Consider the following 13,758-nt stretch of genomic DNA (forward strand, 5'->3'; position numbering starts at 1 on the left):
TAACAATGAATCATTTACTTAAACTTTTCAACTTTAAGAAAAGTAACTACAATCCATTGAGACTTATATCGGTTTGACCCATTGGTGAAGTAAGATGATTAATTCAAAAACTATACCATAGCAAATTCATCTAATATGAACCATTTTGCAAGGGTTTGAGTGCTTATATGTATGCAGAATATAATATCAAGTGTAAATAATTGGCAAAAAATACCACAATGATGTGAGTATCTGTATAGATATACTTTTAATATCAATGCGTATATTTTATAAAAATAGGATTTATATAGTTTTGTATTACAAACACTTACTTCTGTAAATGCCTTTAAAGATGCATTTTCATCACAAATGCCTTTTGTTTAAATTTTGTAATCATTTTTAAATAAATTATCATTGCAAACTTGAAAATTGGCCTACAACAGATCAAAAAAGCTCATGAAAAGGATCATCAGTTTAAACACAAATGGACTTCGGTCTGCGATCACCAAAGGTTTTAAAGAATGGCTTGTTGAACATTCCTTTGATCTCGTTTGCATTCAGGAAACCAAAATGGATGCTTCCCATGAAGACCCGGAAATGTTTAAAGCAGAAGGTTACCATGCATTTTGGAGTTCTGCTGAAAAGAAAGGTTATAGCGGAGTTTTGATCCTTACCAAAGAAAAACCCAAGAGCGTAACGATCGGATTTGATATGCCAATATATGATCGCGAAGGAAGAATGTTATTGTTGGAGTTTGATGGTTTTTCTATTTGCAATTGCTATTTTCCATCTGGATCTTCAGGAGAAGATCGACATCTTTTCAAAATGCAATTTTTGCAAGATGTATATCCCTATTTTGAAAAATTAGTTCAGTCAAACCGAAAATTGATTGTTGTTGGAGATTACAATATCGTACATCAGGATCTTGACATTCATAATCCCGAACGCAAGGACAATCCGAGTGGATTCCGGCCAGAGGAACGAAAATGGCTCGATAAATGGTTTACAAATTTATTTAAGGACAGTTTCAGGTTGGTATATCCGGATAAAATTGAATTCAGTTGGTGGAGTTTTCGTGCAGGGATCCTATGGTAAGAATAAAGGTTGGAGAATTGATTACCATTCTGTAACTGAAAATCTTGCTTCTGCGGTTGTTGATTACAAACATCACAGGGATATCCGATTTTCAGATCATTGTCCGATAGAAGGCTGTTATGAAATTTAGTTTTGTCAAAGCTAAACATTCACCATTCTCAATTGTACTTAAGGGTAACTGATTAAAATTGAATATTATGGCTACCAAACCTGTCGTAAATAATATGTTATTGGTGTATACTGAGCAAACACCCAATCCCGAGTCTTTAAAATTTGTTACGAATCAATTGCTTTATAAAGGTATTGCTGATTTTAAGGATCAGGAATTTGCCGGCAAATGGTCTGAACTGGCATCCAAACTTTACGAAAAAGAATACGTTCAAGCGGTTTATATATCCAACAATTTTGTGACAATTACCAAAAAGCCATCTTACGATTGGCAGGAAATCATGATTACTGCAAAGGAATACCTGAAAACCTTAATTGAAGAAGGCACTTCCATCGTTCATGAAGATTTTGAAGCTTTTCAAAAAGAACAAATGGACGCTGACGTTGCACGTGAATATGATGGAAAAGACGGAGAGATCGTACAACGCATCCGCGAAATGATACAAACTTATGTAAAACCCGCTGTCGAGATGGATGGTGGTAATATCGAATTCAAAAGTTACAAAGATGGTGTCGTCACAGTAACCATGCAGGGTTCCTGCAGCGGGTGCCCATCCTCAACGGTCACCTTAAAAGCTGGCATCGAAGGTTTATTAAAAAGAATGGTTCCGGAAGTGCAGGAAGTGGTTGCGGAAGCTGAGTAGGACTTTAGGCTAAAGGGAAAAGGCTAAAGGGAAAAGGGTTTTCATTCATTACTAACAATTGTTAGTTTTTTAACATCCATAATAAAGAACAAAATATCATTTCATTGACCAAATTCGGATTTCCTTTAGCCTTTTCCCTTTCAAATTTGTATTCTTAAGGAAAGGCTGGAGGGATCATTCGTTTCCTAACATTTGTTAGTTTTATATTAGAATCCTCAAGTACCAAAAAACTCAAACAGCTTATTTACAGGCCCTGTTTTACTTTGACCTTTCCTCTTAAATCCTTGTTTACTAACAATTGTTAATTTTATATCATCAACAAAAATGGACTTAAAACATTCAATCAATACTCAATCCCTTTAACCTTTTCCCTTAAGCCTTAAGCTTACAACTACTCTTCCACTATCGTCCCATAATCCACCAGCAACTCTTCTCCAATAGCAATTTCACGTAAACTCACAAAATATTCACCCTCATTTACCGAAGCGATATTTGGCAAATCACTGTGGTTGAGGAAAAGTGAAAGATCCATCTGTTTGAATCCACCGGCTGGAACGTAATAGGTATTCTCATCAAACAAACAATACGTCTCCACCAAATGGCGGGCATGAGATGGGAGTGCTTGAAATTCCTGCATGCTTAGCGTATGCCATTCTCCCTGCTCAGTCGAAAAAAGGTTCTTGCAGTCTTTAGGGATATCGATAATTGCAAAAACGCCGATTCCATGAAGTGGAGATGGTTTTAAGCATACAAAAGTATTGCAGCTAAGTTCTGCGAGAAGTTCTGATTTGGTGAACATGTTGCGAAGATAAATCAAAACAAAGCGTCCTGACAAATAGGATTTGCAGGACGCCTTTAGAATATTTAACAATCTTCTCTTAGTGTCTTCCCCAAAGCTCTACAACGGCACGACGTTTTTTATAATTTTTAGTATCGTACCAGAATACTACTTTTTTGATAAAACGTTTGTTTCCGGGAAGGTCAATGACGCGACTCTCTTCACCGGCTCTGAACATATTTTTCAATTCAATATTCTCAGTGCTCCCGTCGCCAAAGTGAACGACCATTTTATTCATGTCCATAGTTGAGCGCAGGACTTTAATTTTTAAGGCAGTAAACATTCCTTCTGCTGCGGTCACCTCGATCTCATCGCGGTCATTTGCAAAATTTACATTACGGGTACCCAGGAGTTCCCAACGTGGTTGGACCGCACATGTATTTACAAGACATGCCGCTGATGCCTGATTAAATGCTGTCAACAGAAACAGCGCAATTCCTAAAATTTGAATATGGTTTTTCATAATAGCTATATTTATTGTTTAGTTATAAGACCCTGAATAAAGAAAAAGGTTTAATGCAAGAATTGAATATTAATACTGTCCGTTTAAAGTCCAATCGTAATCGAGGTACTCGATTTGTATTTTTGGATCGAGTTTAGCAATGGGGCCATATTTTTGAATAAATAAATGCAAACCCTTTTTTCCACCAAAATCGTCCTGATACCAATTAAAAATGTTGGATAGTTTGATTTCCTTTTCTGAAATCACGTTTCGCGTTACATCTGAAAGAAACCTTCGCGAGCAAAGATCCATTTGTGATTGAAGTTGGTCTGCTGTAAAAGCCTGATTTAATAAAGCCGGACAGGATTTGGAAGCACAGACCAGAACCATATGAATTCTTGGATCTTTAAATTTCTTTCTTAAAATTCCATGTTCGATATTGTTGAGATCGTATTTTTTTTCATCGATTGAAATAAATTTCAGATCCCAGGTGCTATTGATAAAAGGAATTTTACCTCCAATTTCTTTGATGCTGTTTACGCCAGGATTTCGGATCATCAGCTGAATGGTAAATGCATTATATGCATTAATCCAATAAGCCATTTCTTCATTTTGAGTCCAATTTGCCTGAGGTGCATTTCTGCTCAAGCTGTTCAAATACACATTTAAACGGTTGCTATCTTTTATAAATGCTTTATAATTGACCCATCCGGTTTCGCTCACGTGTTTAGACAAGAGTTCATTCCATAAGCTGTGTTTTAAACTTTGAGCAAAAACACATTCGAAAAAAATGGAGCACCATAAAAAAAAAATGGATCGTTGTATGAAAGAAAGATATTTATTCAAGATTATTTGCATGCTTATGAAGTCCTCATTGCAAAACGAAACGGTTAATAAATTGGTATTGATCGGGCCATTTATTTTTCATAATAGAATTATAACATAAATAATAATATAACAACATTCCCGCCAGCGACAAAATGGGTTGTCCTATATATGTTTTAAGATCTGTTTCGTTGGTTTGTATGTGAGTACAACAATCTGAAATGATTTCATCACTAAGCGCTCCCCAATCGTCAGGCATTTTATGCAATTGGAAGAAAACCTGTCCCCATTCATAAATCGAAATGTTAAAATATGATTCCGGTTTGAGATAAGCAGACTCCAGATGCGGCAATGAAAAAATGAGAACACCATCTTCGTGCTCCGTTTCAGAAATATGTAAATAATCCTGTTGTGGACTTGGAAATTGATGGAAATAAAAAACGATCCTATTGTAATGGTCTGCGCCTTTGGTGCCGTAGTATAAGCCCAAATAAATAGCGGGAGCAAGGCACATGAGTTTCCATTCTTCCGGGATCTCTTTTTCAGCCATATTTATGAATTCCTTATGGTATAACTCACGGGCTAATTTCTGGTCGAAATGCTCGCGTTGGACCTTATTTAGATTTTCGTAATATGGTGCAAAATTTATCAGCCAATTTCTCTCATAATCAGAAATATTGGGTGGATTTTTATTGAACCACCAATTATTGACCAGATCAGCGAAAATAAAACTGGCTACCACGAGTAGTCCAGAAGGGATCAGGATCCATAAGCTATTGATGTCATCCTTGTCTGACTGCCACAGACAAAGCAGGAAGATGGCTGCGCATAGCGTTTGTAAACGTCTTGAGGGCATATATCACAAAATGAGCTTAAAGTTAATTCTCAATAGTATAAAGTTTGATTCTATTATGAATAGACATCATACCATCCATTTTTAAGAATAAAAGTGAAAAACCAGAAAATTCAATAAACTTCGGAATTAGCTGAATAATTGACTTCAATTCTTAGCTAAATACTTTTGAGTCTTTCCAATTTCAGTTATATTTGCGTCCCTTCTGCGAAAGCAGAATGAGTAGAATTAACTCATTATCAATGTTTTAGTTCTGTTCAGGAGGTACCTTAGCTCAGATGGTAGAGCAACGGACTGAAAATCCGTGTGTCCCTGGTTCGATTCCTGGAGGTACCACGAAAAGCCCTTGTAAGTCTTTGATTTGCAAGGGTTTTGTTTTTCATGCCTCCTTTTTTGCCACCTCTTTCATTAAACTAAGGCAAACACTATTGAACGCATTTAAAGATATAACAAATTGAAGATTCAATTCTATTTGCTATTAAACTCCTACCAAAATAACACCTGGTTGGAAATCCTCACTGTAAAGTGGTTTTATTGTTTCATAAACATCCTGACTGGTTTTAATCTGAGGCCTGTCAGGGCTTTTAGAATGATAACTGACTTGAATTTCTGATAGTTTCATGGATGTTTATTCTGGGTTATGAAAAGAGTTACTTTGAAATATTACTAACATAATGGTATATGTAAGTGAGCTATGATACCCTGGCTTGATATAGTTGGATGTATGATTAATTGTTTCTTTAGATTGTAGTGTCAATTCACCAAGACTTAATTTGATTTTACCTTTTACATAATTAGCTCAATTAAAGAACAACACATTGAATTCCTCAACCAATTCCATATCATCACCCCGATTTATCCGGAATATCTTTTCTGCATCCGAAGAATTATTAATTCTTGGATGACTATCTATTGGTAAATTGGATTGATACTTAATTTTTACTTCAGGTACCTGCAACAAAGGAAGTGATTGTCTCTCGCCATTTGATTTTTGATGATTACTGATATAGATTGTTAAGTAATATTTCTAAACCAGTGTATTAGTCAAAGAAATCAAAACCAAGACTGCAGATTTTTCCAGATTGGCATTAAATAAATTTTATATAAACCCTGTTAATGACATTTCTTCTCAGGGTTTCTACTGATAGGGTATCAGGGTAAACCCTGAATTTTTACTTTAAAAGTAAAATTTAACAAAAATTATTTGGAAGTAATTTTAATAAGTTGTATTATTGTTATCTCATTTACAAGTCACCCATTTTCAATTCTAATTAAGCGTTCAAAACAAAGAAGAAATATTTGAATATTTTTTCTTTAGCGGATATTAAGCATTTTTCAAAGACATGAAAACTGTTTCTTTGATTCAGTTGGTAAAATATTTTTTAACAAAAAATCCAAAACCATGGAAAATCAAGATCTTACTCCACCAGACAGGTCAAGGCTGTTTGAAAGCCAAAACTTGTTTTTCTGATTAACTATTTTGTTTTATCCTCAAATCGTTAAGGATAAACACACATTGGCCCTTCAAATTGACCTTTGAGTAAATACTTGGAAAAACTGGGTTTACATTCAGCCATACTTCTGGTTTTATTTAATCTACTTAGCATTGCCATATAAAGCAATTTGGCGCATATGAATTATCGATGAATAGCTATACAATTGATGAAAATTGATAATATTTTTGTTCAATTTAAATATAAAGTCAATAGAAAATTAACTGCAATCATTATTAATTAAAATATTTCTTGTTCAATCAAGAATAATGATCTTTAAATAAAAATTTAAGACCATTCAAGAAATTTTGATTTTATAAAAAATATTTCATGTTTAATATTGGTATGCTATGTTGAGAAATTATTGCTCTTTCAGCGTTTGAGAATTGAGAACGTGTCTTGTTAAGTAAGGAAATTATTTGAATAGGATTATATTTTACGATTGAAATTTAATTTTGTTTATTTAATGTAGTTCTATATGATAAATTGTTAATTTCATTAAAAAGGAGAAGTAAATATTTATTTATTTTTAAATGTAAGTCATATGAAAAATTTATTATTTCTATTATTTTTTACAGTTGTTTGTAATACTCCCCATTTATTGGACCAAAAGTTGAGTTCGTTAAGTTAATAAAATTCATATTAAGCTGCATGATTTTTAATGGAATCATCGTATCGTTTATTGGGAGTTTGTCCGGTAGTTTGGTGCATTTTCCGGTGGTAATAGGCGATATGGTTTTGAACTCCTTCAAAAAGTTCAAAACCATTATCGCATGGATTGAGATAAATATAATCGTACTTTAAAGTTTTCCAGAATCTTTCAATCCAGGTATTATCTGTAGCTCTTCCTTTGCCATCCATTGAGATCAATATCTTTTCAGATTCCAAATAATGAGTCCACATCGCACTTGTAAATTGAGAACCTTGATCCGAGTTTATAATATTGGGTTTACCATTGACAGCAATGGCTTCTTTTTAAAGCAGCAACACACCATTGTTTACTCATACTATTACTTATACTCCAGCCCATGATTTTGCGACTATAAACATCAATGAAGGCAATCATGTACATAAATCCTTTAGCCATCGGGATGTACGTAATATCGGTACACCAAACCTGATTGGCATGTGTGATTTCCAGATTTCTGAGTAAATACGGTTTAATAAATTGCTTTAGGCCCTGTTTTGTTAGGTTTTTGCGACGATATATTGTTTGCCATCCCATAACCTTAAACAACCTCCTTATTCGTTTAGGACCTACCGGATATCCTTTTTCCTTTAAAAGATTCACCATTGATTTAACCCCTTCTGTCGGGTGCTGTAACAAATGCTTATCCATGATATTCATCATTTTAACATTTTCAGGCTTTTCCTGAACAGGCTGGTAATAAAGTGTGCTCCTTGGTACGTTCAATAGATCACACTGTTTGCGAATACTCAGCTTTTGTGGTTTCGTATGCACCATCTCTATTCGTTGTTTCATATCCCCAGTTTCTTGCAACTTTTTTTTAAAAAATCATTCTCTACTTTCAATTGGCCGATTTGTGCATACAATTTCTCCATTTCAGCTGAATCAGTATCATACTGAGCTGATTTTGAGTTGTCGAAAATAGATCCCATGTTCTCTAAAAATTCAGTTTTCCACTTGGAAATCATAACGGGATTAACATCAAACTGAAGACTAAGATCAGCCATAGTCTTTTTGTTTTTAATGGCTTCTAATGCCACACTGGCCTTAAAGGCCCCGGTAAATTTGCGTCTTGTTTTTTTCATAGGTCTAGTAAATTTAAGTGTTTTTTTTAACTAAACCTCTGGTCTCAATTTAGGGGAGTATTACATCTCAATAATTCGATATTCCGGTAAATGATATGCAAACTTACTTACCAGGATAAAGTTTAATAAGCTAACATCAGCTTCACACTTAGAGATAGGTTCGGCTACCGGATCGGCTATAATTATTTTTCCGTCTGTGGGATCAACATACTTGTTTCTGACATAATGCTTAACATAAAGTTTTGCGGGCTTGAATGCCAATTTTTCTTGAACTATCTGCCCAATACAAGTCATTGAGCTAACATCTTGTTGCATCGGTAATATTTGTTGCTCTACCGGTAGATGCGTACACTGTGCTAATAATTGCCGGCCTTTATGATTGCTTTTTTGTGGTTTGTTCCTTTCGTAAGCAATTGTCTCTTTTTGCTGCTCCGGTACCTTGGAAATCAAATTATTTTGATCAAACAAATTGGCTAAGGGTGAGGATTCTGAAATAAATCGTTCTCTGCGTTGACCAAATACCAGTCTTTGTAATTGTGAGTATTGATCAAATAATACCATGTAAGATTCGGTTAATTCTTCGCGAGATAATTTATTTATATCCGAAATAGTCACACATAAATTTACGAATATTCATTCATATATAAAAATTATTTCATACATTTATTTGCATAGTTAATTCATTCGCATTCTGTTCAAATCGTTTACGTTGCCTTATTTTTTGCAAGCTGATGCCTCCGATCAACATTACCAAGTGGTCGTACCGGATTGGATGTTTTTTGTCAGGACTTAGAATCTTTTCAAATCTTCCCCTTTCCAGCTTCTTATAATACATTACAAATCCATCGGCATCTCAGACCAGGAGCTTAATAATATCTCTGGGCTTATTGAAAAAAATGTATACATCGCCATTCAAAGGATTGCATTGAAGTTCATTGCGTACAATTCCTGATAAGCGATTGTACCCACATCGCATATCTGTGTCTACAGTATAAACATAAAATCTCTGATGAGAAGGAAAGCCTAGCATTCCATCAACCGGCGTATATATTGAGGATCCAATCGGTGATAAACAATCAATTCAATCTGATTGGGGAATACTATTTTCATTAATTGAGACTCAGCTTGAATTAATGAATCCACTTTATCAACTAATTTAAAATTGCCTCTATCACTATGCCCGTCAAAACGCTTTTTCCAGTACCTGAATGTATGCTCTTTTATTCCGTTAGCTTCACAATATTTACGGACGCTCAGACTTGTGGCTGAATGAGCACTTATATGTTGCTCCATTGTCATTGATCCAATTTCCATATTCATTTTATTCATATTTTTGAGTGAGCAAAAGTAGCGTCCCTTCAAATTATATCAAATATGTATTTGGTCGGATGGATACGTTTGCAACGTGCAAACTACATGACATTAACCCATATGATTGGTTAACCGATGTGTTCCACAGAATTAAGGATCATCCTATAAACCGTATCTCAGAACTACTTCCACAGAATTGGTACAGGTCAACCGCGAAGAAGAACATTGAGAGTGTTGCCTAAGTGCACTTCGTGGGACGATACGCTTAAAAACAGATCCATGTTACTAAATGAAGAAAGTCCTGAGACCCTTAATATTCTTAATAAAGCTGATAGCTTTCAGACGTTTATTGTACTGACTACTAAACCACTATTTTGACAGGATAAAAATTCACCGCTATTATTGATTGTCAAATCTATCAAAAACCCAATAATCAGAGTTTTGGTCCTTAAATGAAACTATACCTTCGGTTTTGTTATATGATATTTCGTTAAATCCAGATTGATGCACACTATTTCCTATAAATACATTATGAAATGTATTGCCATTAAATGTTACAGAACCCGAATATCCATTAGGAGAAGTAAAATCAACTTCACCATTGGAAAATTTAATTAATATAAAACAAGAACCAAGTGCACCCAATGGCATTAATGTAATTTTTAACGTTTTGATTATCTTTCCATCCGCATTAAATGAACCCAGCACAATAATTTCAGAAATAGCAATATTATTAGTTTCATCATAAATTTTAATAATTCCTTGGTCGGTAGTATATTTTTCGTTATCCTTCACTAACTCTACAACATTGTTAGCATACTTAATTAAAAGCTTTTTTTCTTCACCTGCATTATTTTTAAAGTATACGTAATTATTATTTTCCCTTAATCCTTTAGGTATATAATTTAATATATCCTCAGTCTTTATATGGGCTCCATTAATGTTTACGACATCACTTTTCTCTGATGAACATGAAACAAAAAATGCTATCAATAAAACAACAAATAAGTTAATGATTTTCATAATAAAATTTTTATATTAACCAACAAAATTGCACCAATAAAGATATGTATCACAGTAAGTATAATCAGTATAATACAATCGGATCACAAATTCATAACAAGTGTTGTGCCCAGAATAAATATTTGGCCAAGGTGAACCTGGTTGCCATGGACTTATCAAAACAGTATTAGTATAAATCATACCTGATTGATAAAAACTCTGTCCCTGTGGATCAGATAGAGGGTTGTTAGGTATATCTGCCTAGCTAGATTGAATTATATATTCAATTGCATAAACTTCTTTAGATTGAGGTCTTGTGCCACAGTTATTACTAGATGCACAAGCACTAATAGCTGCATTATAATATGTTAAACATGATTCATTACACAATGCTAATTGATATGGATTGTATTCGTAACCTCCATAAGCTTCAGTACAGTAGTCATAACATTCTTGAAGATCTTCATTTATTTCTTGATCATTTTGACAAGCTTTCCAACAAAGACAAGAATTAACTGCACTCTGGTTACCATAAGAACATAAATCACAACCCTGATAACTAATAGTAACTGTATTAGTTCCTTGATTATAGTAAAATGAATACTGGCTAAATGCAAGGCTTGGAAATAGAAAAAACAATAAAATATTTTTCATTTTCATATAATTTGTTTTTTAAAAAAAAACCTTATACAATACACTCCCTAAACGTATTCCATAGTAGCATATAATTAGGATTGTTTTGAATTCAAATTAATTCACATCAATTAACTATAAAAATATTATTCATCAAAATCCCAATGGTTGATAATATGAATTTAGGTCCATGAATTAAGAAAATGGAAGGATTTGAACATATATTTTTTTTATCAACGCTATTTAATTGATAATGTGAATATTATAAATATTGAAATAAAATTGTAAAAAAGTATTTGTATTGCAAATGATGTGATTCGCAGTCTCAATAGCAATCAAAATGACTGATTATAATATCTTATATTTGCTCGTACCCTGTTTTTAAAATTAATGTTCTTAACTAGTTTTTTTGGCTCTTATCATATAATACAGTGCTATATTTCGATAATGTTGGACCTATATATATGTGCGCTGAATATTGACCGAAACCATTCAAACGAATTACTAAAATTGCAAGTACCAACATGTAAATTTTACACATCATATTACCAAATATTTAAACTGAGCTTGTTTTTCGTTTTTTCCCGTTTCGGCCTAATTATACCGGCCTACTTACCATTATAATTTTTTCATCCTGCCAACACATATCAAATTATCCATTACAAGGCGATCACCAACTCGTTTCAATGTATCATGAATATTTTAACTCCATTTATGATTCAAATCTTGCTGGCAGCATTGAAATTAAATATTTGCAAGGAAATCACTTTCAATTCTTTGCACCAGGGCTGATTCAATTTTAGAAATTAAATATTCATTTTCCATCAAGGATACTTTCACTTTTAATTCTCACTAACAATTAGTCAAACTTCACTAACTCTCTTAAGTCCTTGATTTGCAAAGCTTTTTAAATTTAATCCAAAAATTTGCAGGCCATTTTTCTAAAGCGGGGTAAATTGCATTCGGTTCGATAATAAAGCAAGTGAAAATACTAAATAGCAAGCTCACATACCCCTTTCTCTTAGTAATAATAAGCTTACTCTTCTTTGTTCCATACTTAGGAGGCGTTCATCTCTTTGATTGGGATGAAATCAACTTCGCGGAAATCAGCCGGGAAATGCTGGTGTTGAATGACTATTTGCGCGTACATGTCAACTTCAAAGCTTTTTATGAAAAGCCTCCTTTCTTTTTTTGGTTGCAGTGTGTAAGTATGTCGATTTTTGGGATCAATGAATTTGCAGCACGGTTTCCGAATGCCATTTGTGGTTTGATCACTTTGTTAGTACTGTATTCTATAGGCAAAAAATTATTTTCCGCTCGCTTTGGATGGTTATGGACACTTTCCTATTTTGGTTCGATATTACCCTTTCTGTATTTTAAATCGGGAATCATAGATCCCTGGTTCAATTTATTTACTTTTTTGGCATTATACTTTTTGATTAAAGTTTGTACGCCCGAACCCGGAACTGATTCACAGTTTCTTCCTTTCCAGCCTTTCCGAAATATTCTATGGGCAGGATGTTTTTCCGGTCTCGCTATACTTACCAAAGGTCCGGCTGCATTGATCATTATCACTTTGTGTATCCTGACATATTGGTTGTATCATCGCTTTCGAACTATTATTTCTTTCAAATATCTTTTCCTGTTTTTTATCATTTCTACATTCTTTCCTTTGCTATGGTTCGGACTTGAAACTCTGCTAAATGGTCCACAATTTATTTTTGAATTTTTCAAATACCAGTTCCGATTATTCAGTACTCCGGATGCCGGGCACGCAGGATTTCCAGGATATCATATTGTGGTACTTTTGTTTGGCGTTTTCCCAGCCTCTGTTTTTTGCATTAAAGCATTTTTATACAAGGATCGCGATGAAAACGTGGGACAAAAGCATTTTAAAAAATGGATGTTCGTATTACTAATAGTAGTCCTTATTTTATTCTCCATAGTTCAATCTAAAATTGTACATTATTCTTCGCTATGTTATTTCCCGATCACCTTTCTCAGTGCGTATACCCTGGATAAATTGCTGGATCAAAAAATGCAATGGAATAAAATGCTTGTCTATGGATTATCCGGGATGCTGATGATATATTCAATTGTTGTAATTGCTTTACCAGTAGTTGGAATGGACCTCGATTTAATTAAATCTATGTTTTCTAAGGATCCTTTCGCACTCGCGAATTTAGAAGCTGATGTGAAATGGTCATTTGTAAATTTTCTACCAGGTATTTTCCTGGCATTGCTGTTTATGTGGTTTATTCTTAATGCCAGCTCATTTGTACAGTTTTATAAAGTAAATGTTTTCTTCATTGGCATGGCTTGTTTTTCTTTGCTCGCACTGATCTTCACCATTCAAAACATTGAAGGCTATTCACAAAATGCTGCCATCTCCTTTTACAAAGAAAAATCTGCAGAAGACTGTTACATTCTACCCTATGGTTTTAAAACATATGGGCATTTGTTTTATGCTCAAAAACGCAGGCCCAATCATCCGGAATATTACCAACAAAATTGGTTGCTGAATGGCTCTACCGATAAACCTGTATATGTAGTCAGTAAAATTCACAAGGCAGAAGAATTAAATGCTTTAACGCAACTCCAGGAACTCTATCGTCTCAATGGTTTTGTATTTTATAAACGAGTGCGATAAAATATTAAAAAAAATCCCTTCGAAGTGAAGGGATTTTTTTTTAATTGGTTTC

The 13,758-nt window shown here is 33.9% G+C and carries 18 protein-coding genes and 1 tRNA gene; 5 read left to right on the forward strand and 14 right to left on the reverse strand.

Annotated elements, in window-relative coordinates:
• Window positions 1-435: 435 nt before the first annotated feature.
• Together xth and IPM92_12885 are read left to right on the forward strand one after the other, a co-directional pair.
• Complete coding sequence (gene xth / locus IPM92_12880) at window positions 436-1,074, forward strand: exodeoxyribonuclease III (protein ID MBK9109223.1); 639 nt, start codon at window positions 436-438, stop codon at window positions 1,072-1,074.
• 197 nt (window positions 1,075-1,271) lie between these two features.
• A complete protein-coding gene (locus tag IPM92_12885; GenBank protein MBK9109224.1) occupies window positions 1,272-1,886 on the forward strand; it encodes a NifU family protein in 615 nt (204 codons plus the stop codon).
• A gap of 391 nt (window positions 1,887-2,277) precedes the next feature.
• Here the strand turns inward: IPM92_12885 and IPM92_12890 are convergent, their stop codons facing one another.
• The 4 genes from IPM92_12890 to IPM92_12905 all read right to left on the reverse strand — a co-directional run bounded on the left by IPM92_12890 (window position 2,278) and on the right by IPM92_12905 (window position 4,847).
• Window positions 2,278-2,685 (reverse strand): SET domain-containing protein, encoded by a 408-nt coding sequence (locus IPM92_12890; protein MBK9109225.1) that lies wholly within the window; start codon window positions 2,683-2,685, stop codon window positions 2,278-2,280.
• A gap of 79 nt (window positions 2,686-2,764) precedes the next feature.
• On the reverse strand, window positions 2,765-3,187 hold the full coding sequence (locus tag IPM92_12895) for a hypothetical protein (protein MBK9109226.1): 423 nt from the start codon (window positions 3,185-3,187) through the stop codon (window positions 2,765-2,767).
• A 69-nt stretch (window positions 3,188-3,256) separates the two neighbouring features.
• A complete protein-coding gene (locus tag IPM92_12900) occupies window positions 3,257-3,901 on the reverse strand; it encodes a DUF547 domain-containing protein (GenBank protein MBK9109227.1) in 645 nt (214 codons plus the stop codon).
• Window positions 3,902-4,037: 136 nt separating this feature from the next.
• Window positions 4,038-4,847 carry a hypothetical protein gene (locus tag IPM92_12905; GenBank protein MBK9109228.1) on the reverse strand — a complete coding sequence of 270 codons (810 nt, stop codon included), beginning with the start codon at window positions 4,845-4,847 and terminating at the stop codon, window positions 4,038-4,040.
• Window positions 4,848-5,107: 260 nt separating this feature from the next.
• Between IPM92_12905 and IPM92_12910 the strand changes: the two genes are divergently transcribed.
• Window positions 5,108-5,180, forward strand: a tRNA-Phe gene (locus IPM92_12910).
• 142 nt (window positions 5,181-5,322) lie between these two features.
• Here the strand turns inward: IPM92_12910 and IPM92_12915 are convergent.
• From IPM92_12915 to IPM92_12950, 8 genes are all read right to left on the reverse strand, one after another.
• On the reverse strand, window positions 5,323-5,466 hold the full coding sequence (locus IPM92_12915) for a hypothetical protein (GenBank protein MBK9109229.1): 144 nt from the start codon (window positions 5,464-5,466) through the stop codon (window positions 5,323-5,325).
• A gap of 1,513 nt (window positions 5,467-6,979) precedes the next feature.
• The gene (locus IPM92_12920; GenBank protein ID MBK9109230.1) at window positions 6,980-7,303 is read right to left on the reverse strand and encodes a transposase; all 324 of its coding nucleotides are present in this window, start codon (window positions 7,301-7,303) and stop codon (window positions 6,980-6,982) included.
• A complete protein-coding gene (locus tag IPM92_12925) occupies window positions 7,287-7,820 on the reverse strand; it encodes a DDE-type integrase/transposase/recombinase (protein MBK9109231.1) in 534 nt (177 codons plus the stop codon). The genes IPM92_12920 and IPM92_12925 overlap by 17 nt, the downstream gene beginning before the upstream one ends.
• Entirely contained in the window at window positions 7,817-8,110 is a 294-nt protein-coding gene (locus tag IPM92_12930) for a transposase (protein MBK9109232.1), read from the reverse strand. The genes IPM92_12925 and IPM92_12930 overlap by 4 nt, the downstream gene beginning before the upstream one ends.
• Window positions 8,111-8,170: 60 nt before the next feature.
• Window positions 8,171-8,725, reverse strand: a complete 555-nt coding sequence (locus IPM92_12935) for a hypothetical protein (protein ID MBK9109233.1) — start codon at window positions 8,723-8,725, stop codon at window positions 8,171-8,173.
• Between the two features lie 40 nt (window positions 8,726-8,765).
• Window positions 8,766-8,945, reverse strand: coding sequence for a hypothetical protein (locus IPM92_12940; protein ID MBK9109234.1), 180 nt, complete (start codon window positions 8,943-8,945; stop codon window positions 8,766-8,768).
• Window positions 8,946-8,963: 18 nt separating this feature from the next.
• A complete protein-coding gene (locus tag IPM92_12945) occupies window positions 8,964-9,140 on the reverse strand; it encodes an IS66 family insertion sequence element accessory protein TnpB (protein ID MBK9109235.1) in 177 nt (58 codons plus the stop codon).
• Window positions 9,134-9,430 carry a hypothetical protein gene (locus IPM92_12950; GenBank protein MBK9109236.1) on the reverse strand — a complete coding sequence of 99 codons (297 nt, stop codon included), beginning with the start codon at window positions 9,428-9,430 and terminating at the stop codon, window positions 9,134-9,136. Before IPM92_12950 ends, IPM92_12945 begins: the two co-directional genes overlap by 7 nt.
• Window positions 9,431-9,447: 17 nt before the next feature.
• Between IPM92_12950 and IPM92_12955 the strand changes: the two genes are divergently transcribed.
• The gene (locus IPM92_12955; protein ID MBK9109237.1) at window positions 9,448-9,663 is read left to right on the forward strand and encodes a transposase domain-containing protein; all 216 of its coding nucleotides are present in this window, start codon (window positions 9,448-9,450) and stop codon (window positions 9,661-9,663) included.
• Between the two features lie 157 nt (window positions 9,664-9,820).
• Here the strand turns inward: IPM92_12955 and IPM92_12960 are convergent, their stop codons facing one another.
• Both IPM92_12960 and IPM92_12965 read right to left on the reverse strand, forming a co-directional pair.
• Window positions 9,821-10,444, reverse strand: coding sequence for a hypothetical protein (locus tag IPM92_12960; GenBank protein MBK9109238.1), 624 nt, complete (start codon window positions 10,442-10,444; stop codon window positions 9,821-9,823).
• Window positions 10,445-10,684: 240 nt separating this feature from the next.
• Complete coding sequence (locus IPM92_12965; GenBank protein MBK9109239.1) at window positions 10,685-11,077, reverse strand: hypothetical protein; 393 nt, start codon at window positions 11,075-11,077, stop codon at window positions 10,685-10,687.
• A 961-nt stretch (window positions 11,078-12,038) separates the two neighbouring features.
• Here IPM92_12965 and IPM92_12970 point away from each other — a divergent pair.
• Window positions 12,039-13,706, forward strand: a complete 1,668-nt coding sequence (locus IPM92_12970; GenBank protein MBK9109240.1) for a glycosyltransferase family 39 protein — start codon at window positions 12,039-12,041, stop codon at window positions 13,704-13,706.
• Window positions 13,707-13,758: the final 52 nt, after the last annotated feature.

This window comes from Saprospiraceae bacterium, assembly GCA_016719615.1.
Classification (GTDB): Bacteria; Bacteroidota; Bacteroidia; order Chitinophagales; family Saprospiraceae; genus Vicinibacter.

What these genes read in the sequence shown, in the direction of transcription:
- xth (MBK9109223.1), top strand. Translation starts at nt 436, where the DNA reads ATGAAAAGGATCATCAGTTTAAACACAAATGGACTTCGGTCTGCGATC.
- IPM92_12905 (MBK9109228.1), bottom strand. Translation starts at nt 4,847, where the DNA reads ATGCCCTCAAGACGTTTACAAACGCTATGCGCAGCCATCTTCCTGCTT.
- IPM92_12890 (MBK9109225.1), bottom strand. Translation starts at nt 2,685, where the DNA reads ATGTTCACCAAATCAGAACTTCTCGCAGAACTTAGCTGCAATACTTTT.
- IPM92_12885 (MBK9109224.1), top strand. Translation starts at nt 1,272, where the DNA reads ATGGCTACCAAACCTGTCGTAAATAATATGTTATTGGTGTATACTGAG.
- IPM92_12895 (MBK9109226.1), bottom strand. Translation starts at nt 3,187, where the DNA reads ATGAAAAACCATATTCAAATTTTAGGAATTGCGCTGTTTCTGTTGACA.
- IPM92_12960 (MBK9109238.1), bottom strand. Translation starts at nt 10,444, where the DNA reads ATGAAAATCATTAACTTATTTGTTGTTTTATTGATAGCATTTTTTGTT.
- IPM92_12925 (MBK9109231.1), bottom strand. Translation starts at nt 7,820, where the DNA reads ATGAAACAACGAATAGAGATGGTGCATACGAAACCACAAAAGCTGAGT.
- IPM92_12965 (MBK9109239.1), bottom strand. Translation starts at nt 11,077, where the DNA reads ATGAAAAATATTTTATTGTTTTTTCTATTTCCAAGCCTTGCATTTAGC.
- IPM92_12915 (MBK9109229.1), bottom strand. Translation starts at nt 5,466, where the DNA reads ATGAAACTATCAGAAATTCAAGTCAGTTATCATTCTAAAAGCCCTGAC.
- IPM92_12930 (MBK9109232.1), bottom strand. Translation starts at nt 8,110, where the DNA reads ATGAAAAAAACAAGACGCAAATTTACCGGGGCCTTTAAGGCCAGTGTG.
- IPM92_12945 (MBK9109235.1), bottom strand. Translation starts at nt 9,140, where the DNA reads ATGCTAGGCTTTCCTTCTCATCAGAGATTTTATGTTTATACTGTAGAC.
- IPM92_12940 (MBK9109234.1), bottom strand. Translation starts at nt 8,945, where the DNA reads ATGTATTATAAGAAGCTGGAAAGGGGAAGATTTGAAAAGATTCTAAGT.
- IPM92_12950 (MBK9109236.1), bottom strand. Translation starts at nt 9,430, where the DNA reads ATGAATATGGAAATTGGATCAATGACAATGGAGCAACATATAAGTGCT.